Annotated in this window: 14 protein-coding genes; 5 read left to right on the top strand and 9 right to left on the bottom strand. The window is 60.8% G+C overall.

What is annotated here, in order from left to right:
- Positions 1 to 13: 13 nt before the first annotated feature.
- Complete coding sequence (gene ychF / locus C5L10_RS06555; protein WP_105428990.1) at positions 14 to 1,117, bottom strand: redox-regulated ATPase YchF; 1,104 nt, start codon at positions 1,115 to 1,117, stop codon at positions 14 to 16.
- A 135-nt stretch (positions 1,118 to 1,252) separates the two neighbouring features.
- Between ychF and C5L10_RS06550 the strand changes: the two genes are divergently transcribed.
- The 3 genes from C5L10_RS06550 (at position 1,253) to clpS (ending at position 2,309) form a co-directional block, all read left to right on the top strand.
- Positions 1,253 to 1,507, top strand: a complete 255-nt coding sequence (locus tag C5L10_RS06550; protein ID WP_046668699.1) for an AbrB/MazE/SpoVT family DNA-binding domain-containing protein — start codon at positions 1,253 to 1,255, stop codon at positions 1,505 to 1,507.
- Complete coding sequence (locus tag C5L10_RS06545) at positions 1,504 to 1,905, top strand: type II toxin-antitoxin system VapC family toxin (protein WP_105428989.1); 402 nt, start codon at positions 1,504 to 1,506, stop codon at positions 1,903 to 1,905. Before C5L10_RS06550 ends, C5L10_RS06545 begins: the two co-directional genes overlap by 4 nt.
- A 95-nt stretch (positions 1,906 to 2,000) precedes the next feature.
- A complete protein-coding gene (clpS, locus tag C5L10_RS06540; RefSeq protein WP_046632978.1) occupies positions 2,001 to 2,309 on the top strand; it encodes an ATP-dependent Clp protease adapter ClpS in 309 nt (102 codons plus the stop codon).
- A gap of 1 nt (position 2,310) precedes the next feature.
- Here the strand turns inward: clpS and prmB are convergent, their stop codons facing one another.
- From prmB to C5L10_RS06515, 5 genes are all read right to left on the bottom strand, one after another.
- Positions 2,311 to 3,258 carry a 50S ribosomal protein L3 N(5)-glutamine methyltransferase gene (prmB, locus tag C5L10_RS06535; RefSeq protein ID WP_105429219.1) on the bottom strand — a complete coding sequence of 316 codons (948 nt, stop codon included), beginning with the start codon at positions 3,256 to 3,258 and terminating at the stop codon, positions 2,311 to 2,313.
- Positions 3,259 to 3,302: 44 nt separating this feature from the next.
- The gene (gene pth, locus C5L10_RS06530) at positions 3,303 to 4,031 is read right to left on the bottom strand and encodes an aminoacyl-tRNA hydrolase (protein WP_105429218.1); all 729 of its coding nucleotides are present in this window, start codon (positions 4,029 to 4,031) and stop codon (positions 3,303 to 3,305) included.
- A 79-nt stretch (positions 4,032 to 4,110) separates the two neighbouring features.
- On the bottom strand, positions 4,111 to 4,836 hold the full coding sequence (locus tag C5L10_RS06525) for an ABC transporter substrate-binding protein (RefSeq protein ID WP_105428988.1): 726 nt from the start codon (positions 4,834 to 4,836) through the stop codon (positions 4,111 to 4,113).
- A gap of 67 nt (positions 4,837 to 4,903) precedes the next feature.
- Complete coding sequence (locus C5L10_RS06520; RefSeq protein ID WP_105429217.1) at positions 4,904 to 7,282, bottom strand: EAL domain-containing protein; 2,379 nt, start codon at positions 7,280 to 7,282, stop codon at positions 4,904 to 4,906.
- A gap of 214 nt (positions 7,283 to 7,496) precedes the next feature.
- Positions 7,497 to 8,102, bottom strand: coding sequence for a 50S ribosomal protein L25/general stress protein Ctc (locus C5L10_RS06515; RefSeq protein WP_046632981.1), 606 nt, complete (start codon positions 8,100 to 8,102; stop codon positions 7,497 to 7,499).
- 245 nt (positions 8,103 to 8,347) lie between these two features.
- Here C5L10_RS06515 and C5L10_RS06510 point away from each other — a divergent pair, with 245 nt between their 5' ends.
- Together C5L10_RS06510 and C5L10_RS06505 are read left to right on the top strand one after the other, a co-directional pair.
- Positions 8,348 to 9,793 carry a hypothetical protein gene (locus C5L10_RS06510; RefSeq protein WP_105428987.1) on the top strand — a complete coding sequence of 482 codons (1,446 nt, stop codon included), beginning with the start codon at positions 8,348 to 8,350 and terminating at the stop codon, positions 9,791 to 9,793.
- A 136-nt stretch (positions 9,794 to 9,929) separates the two neighbouring features.
- On the top strand, positions 9,930 to 11,993 hold the full coding sequence (locus C5L10_RS06505; protein WP_105428986.1) for a bifunctional diguanylate cyclase/phosphodiesterase: 2,064 nt from the start codon (positions 9,930 to 9,932) through the stop codon (positions 11,991 to 11,993).
- 8 nt (positions 11,994 to 12,001) lie between these two features.
- On the opposite strand, the gene C5L10_RS06500 is transcribed toward C5L10_RS06505, so the two are convergent.
- From C5L10_RS06500 to C5L10_RS06490, 3 genes are all read right to left on the bottom strand, one after another.
- On the bottom strand, positions 12,002 to 12,259 hold the full coding sequence (locus C5L10_RS06500) for a hypothetical protein (protein ID WP_037076303.1): 258 nt from the start codon (positions 12,257 to 12,259) through the stop codon (positions 12,002 to 12,004).
- A gap of 114 nt (positions 12,260 to 12,373) precedes the next feature.
- Entirely contained in the window at positions 12,374 to 12,844 is a 471-nt protein-coding gene (locus C5L10_RS34265; RefSeq protein ID WP_172716929.1) for a Kazal-type serine protease inhibitor, read from the bottom strand.
- Positions 12,845 to 12,907: 63 nt separating this feature from the next.
- On the bottom strand, positions 12,908 to 13,840 hold the full coding sequence (locus tag C5L10_RS06490) for a ribose-phosphate pyrophosphokinase (RefSeq protein ID WP_105428985.1): 933 nt from the start codon (positions 13,838 to 13,840) through the stop codon (positions 12,908 to 12,910).
- Positions 13,841 to 13,890 lie beyond the last annotated feature (50 nt).

Here is a 13,890-nt window from a genome sequence, read left to right as displayed (position 1 = left end):
CCCGCCCACGGTCTCAGGTGTTGAAGCGGAAGTGGATCACGTCGCCGTCCTGGACGACATATTCCTTGCCCTCGTCGCGGCCCTTGCCGGCTTCCTTGGCGCCGACTTCGCCCTTGAAGGCGATGTAGTCGTCAAAGGCGATGGTGAAGGCGCGGATGAAGCCGCGCTCGAAGTCGGTATGGATGACGCCTGCGGCGGCAGGCGCCTTGGTGCCGCGCACGATCGTCCAGGCGCGGGTCTCCTTGGGGCCGACTGTGAAATAGGTGATCAGGTCGAGCAGGTGGTACCCGGCGCGGATCAACCGGTCGAGGCCGGCTTCCTCGAGGCCTAGTGCCGACAGGAATTCCTTGGACTCTTCCTCCGGAAGCTGGGCCACTTCGGATTCGATCGCGGCCGAGATGACCACGCATTCGGCGCCCTGTTCCTTGGCCATGACGGCCACGGCCTGCGTGTGCTCGTTGCCGGTCGAGGCATCGGCCTCGGCGACGTTGCAGACATAGAGGACCGGGTGCGAAGTCAGAAGGTTGAGACCCTTCAGGATCTCGATCTCTTCGGGCGCCAGCGTCTTCAGAAGCAGGCGTGCTGGCTTGCCGTCGTTCAGGAGCTTGATAACCGCATCCATGACCGGCAGCTGCGCCACGGAATCCTTGTCCTTGCTGGCGGCGCGCTTGCGGGTCTGTTCGACGCGGCGCTCCAGGCTCTCGAGGTCGGCGAGCATCAGCTCTGTCTCGATCGTATCGGCATCGCCGACAGGATTGATGCGCCCCTCGACATGGGTGATGTCGTCATCCTCGAAGCAGCGCAGAACGTGCACCACCGCATCCACTTCGCGGATATTGGCGAGGAACTTGTTGCCGAGGCCTTCGCCCTTCGAGGCGCCGCGCACGAGGCCGGCGATATCGACGAAGGAAATGCGGGTCGGGATGATTTCCTTCGAGCCGGCGATTGCCGCCAGCTTCTGCATGCGCGGATCGGGAACCGCCACTTCGCCGGTGTTCGGCTCGATCGTGCAGAAAGGATAGTTGGCCGCCTGGGCGGCAGCCGTCTTGGTGAGCGCATTGAAGAGAGTAGACTTGCCGACATTCGGCAGGCCCACGATACCGCATTTAAAACCCATGGGTCCGGACCCTGTATTAGAAGAAATTTCGTTGGTGTGGCTATGGGGGAAAGTGCTCGGGCGGTCAAGGCTTGGCTGACGCGCCGGCTTGAAAGTAAGGTAAATGTGCCTTACGTTCAAGCGAGGAGACAGCGAATGACAAGGCTCAAAGTTACCGCGAAACGGCAGATAACCTTGAAGAAAGATGTTCTCGATCGTCTGGGCATCAAGCCGGGAGATCATCTCGACGTCAGTCAGCGTGCGGATGGCACGGTGGAATTGAGGCCTGTGAAGAAGAAGGCAGGAAAAATCGAAGATTTTTTCGGCAGCCTCAAGAACGAGCATAATGTCCATCTGACTCTGGACGAGATCAAGGAGGAGATCGAAAAAGCCTGGGCAGGTGAAAAGTGATCATCTTTGACACCAATGTACTGCTGCGCGCGTCCTTGGACGATGATTCCAGACAGTCACGCATCGCCCAAAAATATCTCGCCGAGGCTGACCAGATCGTAATTCCGCTTTACGCGTTTTGCGAGTTCGTATGGGTGATGTCGCGAAGCTACAAGCTCCGAAGGGAGACAGTCGTCTCCTCGGTTCTCAGACTCACCAACGCCGGTAACGTTATCTGCAACGAAGAGGCAGTCGAGGCGGGACTGACTTTCTTTGCGGAAGGCGGCGATTTCGCCGACGGCGTGATCGAATTCGAGGGGCGCAAGCTCGGCGGCGATACGTTCGCGACCTTCGATAAGGAAGCCGCAGCGATCATCCGCGCAAAGGGTCGCGATTGCCTTTTACTGGACGCCAATTGATCCATCGTTCACACCCGGTTGCTTGAAATTTTCCGGTTGCGGTGCGATATAGCCGGCATGTTCTCCCGATAGGATTGCATCGTCAGGAGAGGCCGATGGCCGAAGATACCACCCTAAAACCGAAGACGAAAACCAAGACCAAGCTGGAGCGGCCGAAACTCTACAAGGTTCTGCTCGTCAACGACGACTACACGCCGCGCGAATTCGTGACCATGGTGCTGAAAGCCGTGTTCCGGATGAGCGAGGAAACCGGCTACCGCGTGATGCTGACCGCGCACCGGATGGGGTTGGCGGTCGTCGTCGTCTGTACCAAGGACATTGCCGAGACCAAGGCGAAGGAAGCGGTCGACCTCGCCAAGGAGGCCGGTTTTCCGCTGATGTTCATCACCGAGCCCGAGGAATAGGTTACTTCCTCTTTTTCCCGGCCTTCACTCCGAGCGCTTCGGCGCTGATCCAGAACACCGCATCCTGCGATTCCGCCGTTTCCAGCCACAGGAAGTCGAGGTCGGGGAATTCCTCTTCGAGGATTTCGCGGCCCGAGCCGATTTCGCAGATCATGCCGCCCTCGGGATTGAGATGCACTGGGGCTTCCGCCAGCAGCCGGCGGACGAGGTCGAGACCGTCGACGCCGCCGTCGAAGGCCATGGCCGGTTCGGAGCGGAACTCTTCCGGAAAACCGTCCATCGCCTCGTGGTCGACATAGGGCGGGTTGGTGATGATCAGGTCGTATTTTTTGCTTCCGAGCGGCGTGAAGAGGTCGCCGTTCAAAAGCGTGACCTGATCTTCGACGGTATGCTCGGCAACGTTCAGCTTTGCCACCTCGAGTGCATCGGCCGAGAGGTCCACGGCATCGACCGCGGCGTTCGGGAAGAATTTTGCGGCGAGGATGGCAAGGCAGCCGGAGCCGGTGCAGATGTCGACGGCGCTCTCGACGCCCAGCGGATCGGGCAGAAAGGACGAACCGTTTTCTCCGAGATATTCGCTGAACAGGATTTCGCCGATATGGGAGCGGGGGACGATGACCCGTTCGTCGACCAGGAAGCGGACGCCCTGGATATAGGCGTGGCCGGTCAGGTAGGATGTCGGTTTGCGGGTCGTCACGCGGGCGTCGATCCGCTCGGCCAGCAGCCGCCGTTCGGCCGGCAGCAGGCGTGCGTCCAGAAACGGATCGAGCGCGTCGATCGGCAGGTCGAGGCTGTCGAGGACCAGGAAGGCGGCATCGTCGCTCGCCGTCGTCGTGCCGTGACCGTAGCTGAGGTTTGCGGCGCTGAACCGGGAGATGGCATAACGCCAGTAATCGCGAAGGGTGACGAGTTCGCCGGTGATGTCATCGATATTCGAAGTCTTGGTCATTTCGCGCTTCTGGTCCTGGTCTTTCATTCCTGAGGGCATTGATACTATTCGCCCTTGCCGCCGAACATCTTCTTGAGCATCTCGGCCATCGGGCCTGAGGTCGGCAGGTTCGGCTTGCCGCCGCTGCGGGCCTGGTGGATATGCGATTGCCCGGCCGGCTTGGCGGCAGGCTTCTTTTCGGGCTTCGGTTTTTCCTCATCCGGCTTGCCGCCGACCGCGAGCGCCAGCTTGTTCATGAGTTGCGAATCTTCCGCCTTCACCAGCATCTCGGCATTGTCGGCGAGCGCGTCGAGGAGAGGAGCGAGCCAGGTCTGGTCGACCTTGGCGAAATCGCCGAGCACATGATTGTGCACCAGTTCCTTGGCGCCGGGATGGCCGATGCCGAGGCGAAGCCTGCGGTATTCCCGGCCGCAATGGGCGTCGAGCGACTTGACGCCGTTATGGCCGCCATGGCCGCCTCCGGTCTTGATGCGGGCCTTGGCCGCAGGCAGGTCCAGTTCGTCGTAGATGGCGATGATGTTTTCCGGGCCGAGCTTGTAAAAACGCATGGCCTCGCCGACCGCTTCGCCGGAGAGGTTCATGAAGGTCTGCGGCTTGATCAGCAGCACCTTTTCGCCGGCGAGCTCGCCTTCCGAGATCAACGCCTTGAACTTCTTCGACCACGGCGAAAAGCCGGGACGGCGCTGGATCGCGTCCACGGCCATGAAGCCGATATTGTGGCGGTTGCCCGCATATTGGGAACCGGGATTGCCGAGGCCGGCGATGATGAGCATGGAGACGTCCATCCTTGACTGCTGGCTTTTCACCACCGCGAAACGCCGCCAAAGTCAACCGGTTTCAACGCCTGAGCCTCTATTGCTGCACGCCGATGCCGTAGCGCTTCAGGATTTCAGTCTGGATGCCGTCCTTGATGAGGCGGTCGAGACCTGCCTGCATCCTGGCGATCAGTTCGTCGGGTACATCCGGATTGCACGCAATGCCGAGATGCTGTTCGGTGAACAGGATGACCTTTTCGATCGGCGTCCCGTCCGCCTTCAGCTTCTGATAGACGCCTTCCGACATGGGCATCATGTCGATACGATCCTGCAGCAGTTTTCGCAGCGTCGTATCGACGTCGGCGCTGAGATCGATCTTCGGGAAGCCGGAACTCTTCAGAAGCGCCTCGGTATAGTCGGCACGATGGGTGCCGACCGTGTACTGCTTGGCCTCTTCCAGGGTGGTTGTCGCGACCTTCGAACCCGCATGGCGTACGAGAATGCTGCGGTCGACGAAAAGAGGCACAACCCATTTGAAACGCGGCTCGCGTTCCGGCGTGCGGGCGGCGGCGAAGACGCAGTGCATGGATTGCGTCTCGGCCATGGCGATGGCCCGGGCCCAGGGCATAATCTCCAGCGTGTAAGGCGTGCCCGCGTCCTGCATGATGATTACCACCTGATCGATGCCGACGCCGCGATAGTTGCCGCCGGGCTCCTGGTAGCTGAAGGGCGGGTAGGACTCGGTCGAAAAGACGATCGTCTGCTGGGCATGGGCGCCACACGCAAGGCTGAGGCTGGCAAGAAGCGGCGCTGCGATTTTCATCTGTCCACCTTCCAAACGCGCATGTTGTCATTTCTGACCCAGCATCTGGTCCGGAGGTGAGAACGTGTCAGCTCGCCATGGACTCGATTTCGGCCTGCCGGGTGGATAGGGCCGAGAGCAGTTCGGAAATCTCGCGGGGCTTCGAGAAGAGATAGCCCTGCGCATAGTCTATACCCATTTGCCGCAGCAACGAGCGCTGTTCTTCCGTCTCGACGCCTTCGGCGACGACCTTGCAGTTCATCTTGTGAGAAATAGCACTGATGCCTTCGACGAGCATCCTGTTCTTACTGCCTATGTCGCCCGTCTGTTCGGTGAGCGAACGGATGAAGGACTGGTCGATCTTGACGATATCGACCGGGAAACGGCTCATGTAGCTCAGCGACGAATAACCGGTGCCGAAATCGTCGAGCGCGATGCGGCAGCCGAAGCAATGGAGTTCGTTGAGGATGGTACGGATTTCCGGGTTGTCGTGCATCAGCACGGCTTCGGTGATTTCCACCACCAGGCGCGACGGATCGATGCCGTAGCGGCCGAGCAGTCCGGCAAGGCGTGCCGGCAGGCCGGGCTCGAATTGCAGCGGCGAGAAATTGACCGCGACATAGGTCTCGCCCATGCCGGGCAGGCGCGAGACGCGGGCGAGGTTCGCCATCGCGTCTTCCAGGATGAGGTTGCCGATCTGGCCGATCGAGCCGGTCTCCTCAGCAACGCTGATGATACCGGCCGGCGACAGCAGGCCCTTGCGGGGATGGCGCATCCGCATCAGCGCTTCGAAGCCCGAGGGAATGCCGGTCTCGATGTCGACGATCGGCTGGAAATGCGCCTCGAACCAGCTTGCGGCGATGGCGACTTCGATGTCGCTCTCGATCTCGGCCCGTTCCCGCGTCTGGTCGAGAATGGCGGGATCGTAGACCTGCGCGCCGTTCTTGCCGTCGCGTTTGCGGGCATACATGGCCATGTCCGATTTCTGCAGCAGTTCGGCGGCGCTGGCGGCATGGCTCGGATAGAAGGCAAGGCCGATACTGGCGCTCAACCGCACGCCGGTGCCCTGGATCCGGAAGGGAACCTCGAACATGTCGACGATCTTCTGGCTGAGTTCGGTCGCGCGGCGCTCGGCACCGTCCCCGGCAATCAGGATGGCGAATTCGTCGCCGCCGAGACGGGAGGCGGTATCGCCGTCGTTGAGCATCGGCTGCGTCCGTTCGACGAACTGGCAGAGCACGGCGTCGCCGGCTGCATGGCCGAGATTGTCGTTGATCGCCTTGAAGCGGTCGAGATCGACGAACAGGCAGGCGACCTCGGTGCGCGCCTTGTCGGCCTCGGCGATCTTCTGGTCGAGCGCCGCCTCGAAACCCTGACGGTTCAGGAGCCCGGTCAGATGGTCGGAGATGGCCTGCTGGCGGTTACGCAGTTCCGATTGCCTGAGTTCCGTGACATCCGTCATGACGCTCAGCGAGCCGGGAATGTTGCCGCCGGCCGTGCCAAGCTCGGTCTCTACGATCAGCACGTCCATAAGGCGGCTGTCGGCGCACAGGAACCGGACCGTGACTTCGATCGCCGGGCCGCTCGATTTTGCCTGCTGCTTGCGCCTTGCATAAATCTGGCGGTCCGCAGGGGCCACCAGTTCGGAAAAGGGATGACTGATCACGTCCTCGCGGCGATAGCCGGTCGCGAGAAGCCAATAGTCGCTGACCGCCGCGATCTGGTCGTCTCCGGTCAGCGAAAACAGCATGGCGGGCGTCAGATTGTAGATTTCGGTGGTCTGCTGATGTGCGCGCTTCAATTCGCGTTCCTCGCGCTCCAGCAGCGTCTGCATTTCGTTGAAGCTCTTCGCCAGCCGCCCCATTTCGTCGTTCGAGCGCCAGTCGACATGGTGGCGCGAACCGAGCCTGCGGGTCGCCTCGATAGCCGCGGTCAACCGCATCAGCGGCTTGATGACCATGACGCGATTGCCGAGGATCGCTGCGCCGAAGACCGTCAGGATGGTGATGATGAAGATGGAAATGAAGGCCATTTCCATCTGGTGCAGGGCAGAGAACCAGCCGAGCTTCGGCACATAGACGGTAATGCTGCCGACACTGCGGGTGCCCTGCTGCGACTTGTAGAAGACCGGCTCGGAGATCGCTTCCAGGCCGCGGAAATCGGCCGGATTGACGTCGACTTCGGAAATATTCAGCTTGCCCGTATTGTCGCTGATCTGCACGCCGTTGATGGCGGGATCGGCGATCAGCATCGAGGCGACCTGGTGGATGCTGTCGGTGTCGAGATCCCAGAGCGGCTTGCCGAGGGCCTGGGAATTGGTCACCAACACGACGTTGACGTGTTCGCTGAGGTTCTTGGCGGCCTGCTGGGAGGAAAGCGCAAGGAACAGCGTGAACAGTGGTGCGACGACGACCAGAAGGGCGCCTGAAATGATCGCAATAAAACGACTCTCAACGGAATGAGTCACCGTCTTCCCCGCATTCATCGTCTGGCTGCCGCCGGACTTTCCCCGTCATGCTGAAGTAGCGTGCATCGTTTCACGTATTCATTAAACTTCACTGAAACGACAATGCCAAGATTCGAACGAATTACGGAAGCAGCGTTACCAAACTGTATTCAGCGGACAATAAAAAACCCGCTTTCTTGCGAAAGCGGGTCCCATTTCAAGAATTTCGGCCTAGTTATTCAGCAGAAGCCGGTTCTTCCTCGGTAACGCCTGCAGCCGGGGCGACGATCGTCGCGATGGTGAAGTCGCGGTCGGAGATGACCGGACGTACGCCAGCCGGCAGCTTGACGGCGGAGATGTGGAGGCTGTCGCCGATCTTCGCGCCCGTCAGGTCGACGGTCAGGAATTCCGGAATGTCGTTGGCCGGGCAAAGCAGCTCGACTGCGTGACGGACGATGTTGAGAACGCCGCCGACCTTGATGCCCGGGGACTTCTCTTCGTTGACGAAGTGAACCGGAACTTCAACGGAAACTTCCGTGTTGCCCGAGACGCGCAGAAAATCCACGTGCATGGTGAAATCGCGGACCGGATCGAGCTGATAGTCCTTCGGCAGGACCTGGATCTTCTCGCCGTTGACTTCGATCGTGGCAACCGTGGTCATGAAACCGCCGGCATGGATGCGCTTCGTCACTTCGTTGGTCGACAGAGCGATCGCGAGGGGGGACTGCTTGTCACCATAGATGACAGCAGGAATGAAACCGTTGCGGCGAAGTTCACGGGAGGACCCCTTACCTACCCGTTCGCGCGCCTCGGCCTTGAGCTCGTAAGATGCGTGGCTCATGGCATATCCTTTCGAGGTTGTTTGGAGAGTTTTTCGCAAGCGTTGTCGGCTCGCGTCAAACTGAAGGGCATCATCCGATGCGCTTCATCCGCGTTGCCTCCAAGGGTGTCTACGCGGACCGGCGCGCTATAATACAATGAGCAGGGATGTGCAAGCTTTTCGGCCTGAAAACAAAGGACTTGCGCTTGACTTCGGCGGCCCGACTTCCATTTTGGTGCCCGTTGAACGAGGGAAGGGCTTGATTCATGAAACGGACTTTGATCGCGGCCAGCGTAATGGCTGCGTCCTGCGTATACCCAGTTGCGGCGGCTGAGATCAACGACAAGGGGGCCCGCACCCTCAAGGAAAGCCTCATCCACTTCCTGCCTGATACGGTCAAGACCACGGGCTTCCTGACCGTGAAGCCGGCCGGCGAGCGCTACGAGATCAGCTACGATTTCGCCAAGCTTCTGAAATCCATCAACAAGAAGAACTTCAAGATCTCCGGGCTGAAGCCGTTTTCGGTTTTCGCCGCACCCCTCGACAACGGCCAGTGGAAGTTCAACAGCGACAGCGACATGAATTTCACCGTGCAGGGCAAGATGCCCGACGGCAAGCCGACGAACCTCAATTACTCCGTCACCGACATGGTGTTTTCCGGCATTTTCGATCCGGCGATCAGCTATCTGCGATCGGGCGAGGCGACGTCCGGCCCGATCCGCATGGTCTCGAAGAGCGGCTCTGAAGAGGTCGAGGCGAGCTTTGCCAGCATGAACTATTCACTGGCGTCCACGGCGAGTGCGGCACCCGGCGGCACGGATTTCACCGGCAAGGGCTCGTTCCTGCGCTTCTACGAACGGATTGCGACGCCGGAAACCCCGCCGATACAGATACGCGCCGAAAGCCTCGATTTCGATGTCGGCGTCCAGGGCGTGATGGCCGAGAAGATCCGCGCGCTCGTCGCCTTCATGCTGGAACTCGTCAACGACGAAAAGCCGTCGCAGGCCGAGATCACCAAGCTCAAGGATCTCATCCGCGGAGCGATGCCGTTCTTCACGGCGCTTTCCGAAAGGATCAGCTTCAACCAGTTCACCGTGGCAAGTCCGCTCGGCGATTTCGGCGTCAACAAGCTCGACTATACGTTCACGATGAGCGAGCCCGCCGAGGCAACCCGGATCGGCTTCGGTGCCCGCATCGAGGCCATCTCGACACCGGACGGCATCATTCCCCCGCTTTACGCCCAGCTGGTGCCGGACATGGCGGAAATGGAGTTCGGGATCGCGGATCTCAACTTCCAGCGCTTCATCGACACCTTCATGGAAATCGATTTTTCGAAGCCCGACCCGTTGCCGGATTCGGAGGGCGAGCGTTTGGGCAAGGCCTTCCTCGATGATGGACAGCTGACCCTCGATTTCCCGCGGATTGCCGCGAAATCCGCTCTTTATGATGTGGAAGCCTCCGGGAAGGTCAAGGGCTATCCGGACGAGAAGGAACGCTACACGCTCGAGACCTCGATCCTTGCCCGCGACATCGACAAGCTGATCCAGTATTTCCAGACCGCCGCCAAGAGCGATCCCGAATTCAATCAGGTTTCGTTCGCGATGATGATGGCGAAGGGCATGGCGAAGACCGAACCGGACGGCCGCCTGCGCTGGGACATCAAGTTCGAGGACGGCAAGAATTTCAGCGTCAACGGGCAGCCGATCCAATGATTTGACGACCTGCACACTTTCTTATGCCGGCTGTACGTTTGCCAGTCAGCCGGCATTTACCATCCACAGGAACGTTTCGAACATGTTTCGATGCTAGAACTTCTCAACCAAAACAGTTGAAAAGTATCAGGCATTCATGTTTCGCGTTTTCTCCTGCATCTTCGTCGAGCACGATCTTCGCTATGTCGCCTGCGCGGTCTTGATCTGCGTGATCGGATCCTTCCTGACCATCCGGCTTTTTTCCAGAGCCCGGCGCGGCAGCGGGATCGAAAAGGTCATCTGGCTTTTCCTGACGGGCTTCATCGGCGGTTCGACCATCTGGACGACGCACTTCCTCGCGATGCTCGGTTATCTCGGAGGCGGGCAGGCGGGATATGACCCGACCCAGACGCTTCTGTCTTTCATGATCGCGGTGGCGAGCGCGACGATCGGCTTCGGCGTTGCAAGCTATGGCGGCCGGTCCCTGCTAGCGGAGGCCGGCGGCGTCGTCATGGGGCTCGGTATCGCTGCGATGCATTATACGGGCATGGCCGCCTACGAGGTGCAGGGCATCATCGACTGGAACCCGTCCTATGTTGTCGCCTCGCTCACCTTTGCCGCCGTTCTCGGCGCTCTGGTGACCAATCGCGTCGCGCACCCGGTGACGCGGTTCTGCAAGTACGGTTCGGTTCTGGCAATGATCCTTGCGATCGCCACCACCCATTTCACCGCGATGGGGGCGATCGAGGTCGTTCTCGATCCGCGTGCGGTCCTGCCGAACGAGGTCGTCCCGCCGGTGGTGCTCGGGTTCGCCGTGCTGTCGCTGATGCTGATCCTGCTGGCGCTGACGGCAGCCACCTATCTGATCGATGCCTGCGTGACCAAGGCTGCCGTCGAGCAGTATCGCCACCTTTCCCTGCACGACGCTTTGACCGGTCTTGCCAATCGCGCCGCGTTCAACGAGCAGCTTGCTGAGATCGCGGCGCGACCGGCGGATCTGACCGCTCGCATCGCAGTTCTCTCGCTCGACCTCAACCGCTTCAAGGAAATCAACGACGTCCATGGCCATGCCGCTGGCGACGAGGTGCTGCGCGCGATCGGCAGCAGGCTTGCCGAGGCGGCAGGCGAGGGCGAATTCATCGCCCGTGTCGGTGGCGACGAGTTCGTCGCGCTGAAACACATGTACTACCGTCGCTCCGATGCGATGTTGCTCGCCGGCCGGCTGCTTGCGGAAGTCTGCAAGCCGGTCGAATGGAACGGCAACACGCTCACCGTCGGTTCGAGCGTCGGGATTGCGCTCTATCCGGGGGACGCAAAGACGGTCGACGATCTCGTGGCCCAGGCGGACGTCGCCATGTACCGCGCCAAACAGTCGGGCGACAACGCCATCCGCTTCTACGACTCTTCGATGGACCAGGCGGCCCGCGAACGCAATGCGCTTGCCATGGACATGCGTTCCGGGCTCGTGGCGGGTCAGTTCGAGCTATACTACCAGCTTCAGAACGATACGTTCTCCGGTGAGGTCATCGGTTTCGAGGTTCTGTTGCGCTGGAACCATCCCGTCCGCGGGCTGGTGTCTCCCAACGAGTTCATCCCGATCGCCGAGCGCACCGGCTTCATCATCGAGCTTGGCGAATGGGTGCTCCGGAGTGCCTGCGCGGAGGCGGCGACCTGGAAAAACCCGTTCGGCTTTGCCGTCAACGTCGCCGACCAACAGCTTGCCGATCCGCAATTCCCGAACAAGGTCCGCGACATCCTCAAGGAGACGGGGCTGGATGCGGAGAGGCTCGAGCTGGAGATTACAGAGTCCGGCATCATCGCCGATCATCAGCGGGCGCTGCAGACCGTTCGCCACTTGAAGAGCCTCGGAGTGAAGATCGCCATGGACGACTATGGCACCGGTTATTCGTCGCTTTCGACGCTGATGTCCTTCCCCTTCGACAAGATCAAGATCGACCGCACCTTCGTGGACGGGCTTTCGGACAATTCCCAGTCGGCGGGGATCGTCCGCTCGACCCTCATCCTCGCCTCGAGCCTCCAAATACCGGTGCTTGCCGAAGGGGTGGAGACGGAGGCGCATATGGCCTTCCTGCGCAAGGAGGGCTGCATGCAGGTGCAGGGATACCTTTTTGGAAGGCCCGGCCCGAGGGCGCTGATCGAGCATCTCGTCAATGGCGAGGCCGGCGGCGAAATCCGATCGGCGGCCACCAAGGTCGCCTGACCTCGGCGTCAGCGCCGGGGTTCGCCACCCGGGGCATAGACCGTCTTCTGTTCGAAACGGAACTTGTGGCCGCACTGGCTGCAGCGGATCATGTATTTGCGCGGATCGGTCGAGGCGAATTCCGTCAGAAAACCTTTCGGCAGCTCATCGATGCGAAAATCGCGATTGCCCTGCCGCCTGTCGTCGGTCTCGGAAACCTCGGCGAAACCGACATTGCCGCACTGGGAACATTCGAGCTTTCGGGAATAACGGTCGCGAGCGGCCATGCTTGTCTCCTTCTTCGGGGGGCCTTCTAGCCGAAGCTTTGGCACAAAGCAAAACGCCGGAACTAGGTTCCGGCGTTTTCCATCGACCATTTACAGTTACTTCAGGCAGGTCCCCTAGCGGCGGCACTCGCCGGACGCGACGACGCCGAATCCGGCGTTTGCCGCTTCGCAGGCGTTCGGGAAAGTCTGGGTGCGTCCACCCTGCTGGCCGCAGACGGGACGGTACTCCCGCGTGCAGAAGCGAGGCTCTTCGGGCCTGCCGGGACGGCCAGGCTGGTTCCAGTCCGGACGATCCGGGCGATCCGGCCGGTCGGGACGATCAGGCCTGCCGGGTTGGTTCCAGTCCGGGCGGTCGGGCCGTTGCGGGCGATCCCAGTCGGGACGATCCGGCCGACCGGGGCGGTCAGGAGTTCCCGGACGGTCCCAATCCGGGCGATCAGGCCTATGGGGACGGTTCCAGTCCGGCCGAGGCCGTTCCGGCGGATAATAGCCGCCAGGCCGGCTGCTGCTATCGACGCATGCCGACAGCAGCGGGATCAGAAGGAAAATGGCCAGTTTCTTCGACAGGCCGATCAAGGAAGACATTGCGACTCACCCTCAGTTTGCGTTCGGAGGCGAGTCTATCCAAATACTTGTGACAGAAGAAGGTCAGTCGAACAGGCTGGAGACGGAGGCTTCCATCGCGGTGCGGTTGATCGCCTCTCCGAGCAGGTTGGCGGTGGTGATAACCCGGATGTTGTGCGCCGACTGGACGGCCGTGGTCGGCTGGATCGAGTCGGTGATCACCAATTCCTTGAGCTTGGAAGCGGCGATGCGGGCAACGGCGCCGCCGGAGAGTACGCCGTGGGTGATGTAGGCGGTGACGCTGGTGGCACCGTTTTTCAGGAGCGCTTCGGCCGCGTTGCAGAGCGTGCCGCCGGAATCGACGATATCGTCGATCAGCAGGCAGTCTTTGCCGGAGATGTCGCCGATGACGTTCATCACCTCGGACTCGCCGGCGCGCTCGCGGCGCTTGTCGACGATCGCCAGCTGACAGTCGATGCGCTTGGCGAGCGCACGCGCTCGAACCACGCCGCCAACGTCGGGCGAGACGACCATGACGTTGTTGAGGTCGTAGTGTTCCTTGACGTCACGGGCGAGCACCGGCACCGCGAAGAGATTGTCGGTGGGGATGTCGAAAAAGCCCTGGATCTGCCCGGCATGCAGGTCGAGCGTCAGGACGCGGTCGGCGCCGGCCTCGGTGATCAGGTTGGCGACGAGCTTTGCCGAGATCGGGGTGCGCGGGCCGGCCTTGCGGTCCTGGCGGGCGTAACCGAAATAGGGCAGAACCGCAGTGATGCGCTTAGCGGAGGACCGCCGGAACGCATCGATCATGATCAGCAGTTCCATCAGGTGGTCGTTGGTCGGGAATGACGTGGACTGGATGATGAAGACATCTTCGCCACGCACGTTTTCCTGAATTTCAACGAAGATTTCCTGGTCTGCAAATCGCCTTACGCTGGCTTTTCCGACTGGAACATTAAGATAGCTGCAGATCGCGTCGGCGAGATGCCGGTTCGAATTGCCTGCGAAAACCTTCATTGCGGTCCGCCTGTTTTGAAGCTGGATGCGGGCCTTTTACCGCCGCGGCC

Origin of the sequence: Neorhizobium sp. T6_25 (genome assembly GCF_002968555.1) — a bacterium.
Taxonomy (GTDB): domain Bacteria; phylum Pseudomonadota; class Alphaproteobacteria; order Rhizobiales; family Rhizobiaceae; genus Neorhizobium.
This window is presented reverse-complemented; position numbering and strand designations above follow the sequence as displayed.

Coding starts and splice junctions, on each gene's coding strand:
- C5L10_RS06515 (WP_046632981.1), bottom strand. CDS start 8,102: ATGAGCCACGCATCTTACGAGCTCAAGGCCGAGGCGCGCGAACGGGTA.
- prmB (WP_105429219.1), bottom strand. CDS start 3,258: ATGACCAAGACTTCGAATATCGATGACATCACCGGCGAACTCGTCACC.
- C5L10_RS06490 (WP_105428985.1), bottom strand. CDS start 13,840: ATGAAGGTTTTCGCAGGCAATTCGAACCGGCATCTCGCCGACGCGATC.
- clpS (WP_046632978.1), top strand. CDS start 2,001: ATGGCCGAAGATACCACCCTAAAACCGAAGACGAAAACCAAGACCAAG.
- C5L10_RS06500 (WP_037076303.1), bottom strand. CDS start 12,259: ATGGCCGCTCGCGACCGTTATTCCCGAAAGCTCGAATGTTCCCAGTGC.
- C5L10_RS06550 (WP_046668699.1), top strand. CDS start 1,253: ATGACAAGGCTCAAAGTTACCGCGAAACGGCAGATAACCTTGAAGAAA.
- C5L10_RS06510 (WP_105428987.1), top strand. CDS start 8,348: ATGAAACGGACTTTGATCGCGGCCAGCGTAATGGCTGCGTCCTGCGTA.
- ychF (WP_105428990.1), bottom strand. CDS start 1,117: ATGGGTTTTAAATGCGGTATCGTGGGCCTGCCGAATGTCGGCAAGTCT.
- C5L10_RS06505 (WP_105428986.1), top strand. CDS start 9,930: ATGTTTCGCGTTTTCTCCTGCATCTTCGTCGAGCACGATCTTCGCTAT.
- C5L10_RS06525 (WP_105428988.1), bottom strand. CDS start 4,836: ATGAAAATCGCAGCGCCGCTTCTTGCCAGCCTCAGCCTTGCGTGTGGC.
- C5L10_RS34265 (WP_172716929.1), bottom strand. CDS start 12,844: ATGTCTTCCTTGATCGGCCTGTCGAAGAAACTGGCCATTTTCCTTCTG.
- pth (WP_105429218.1), bottom strand. CDS start 4,031: ATGCTCATCATCGCCGGCCTCGGCAATCCCGGTTCCCAATATGCGGGC.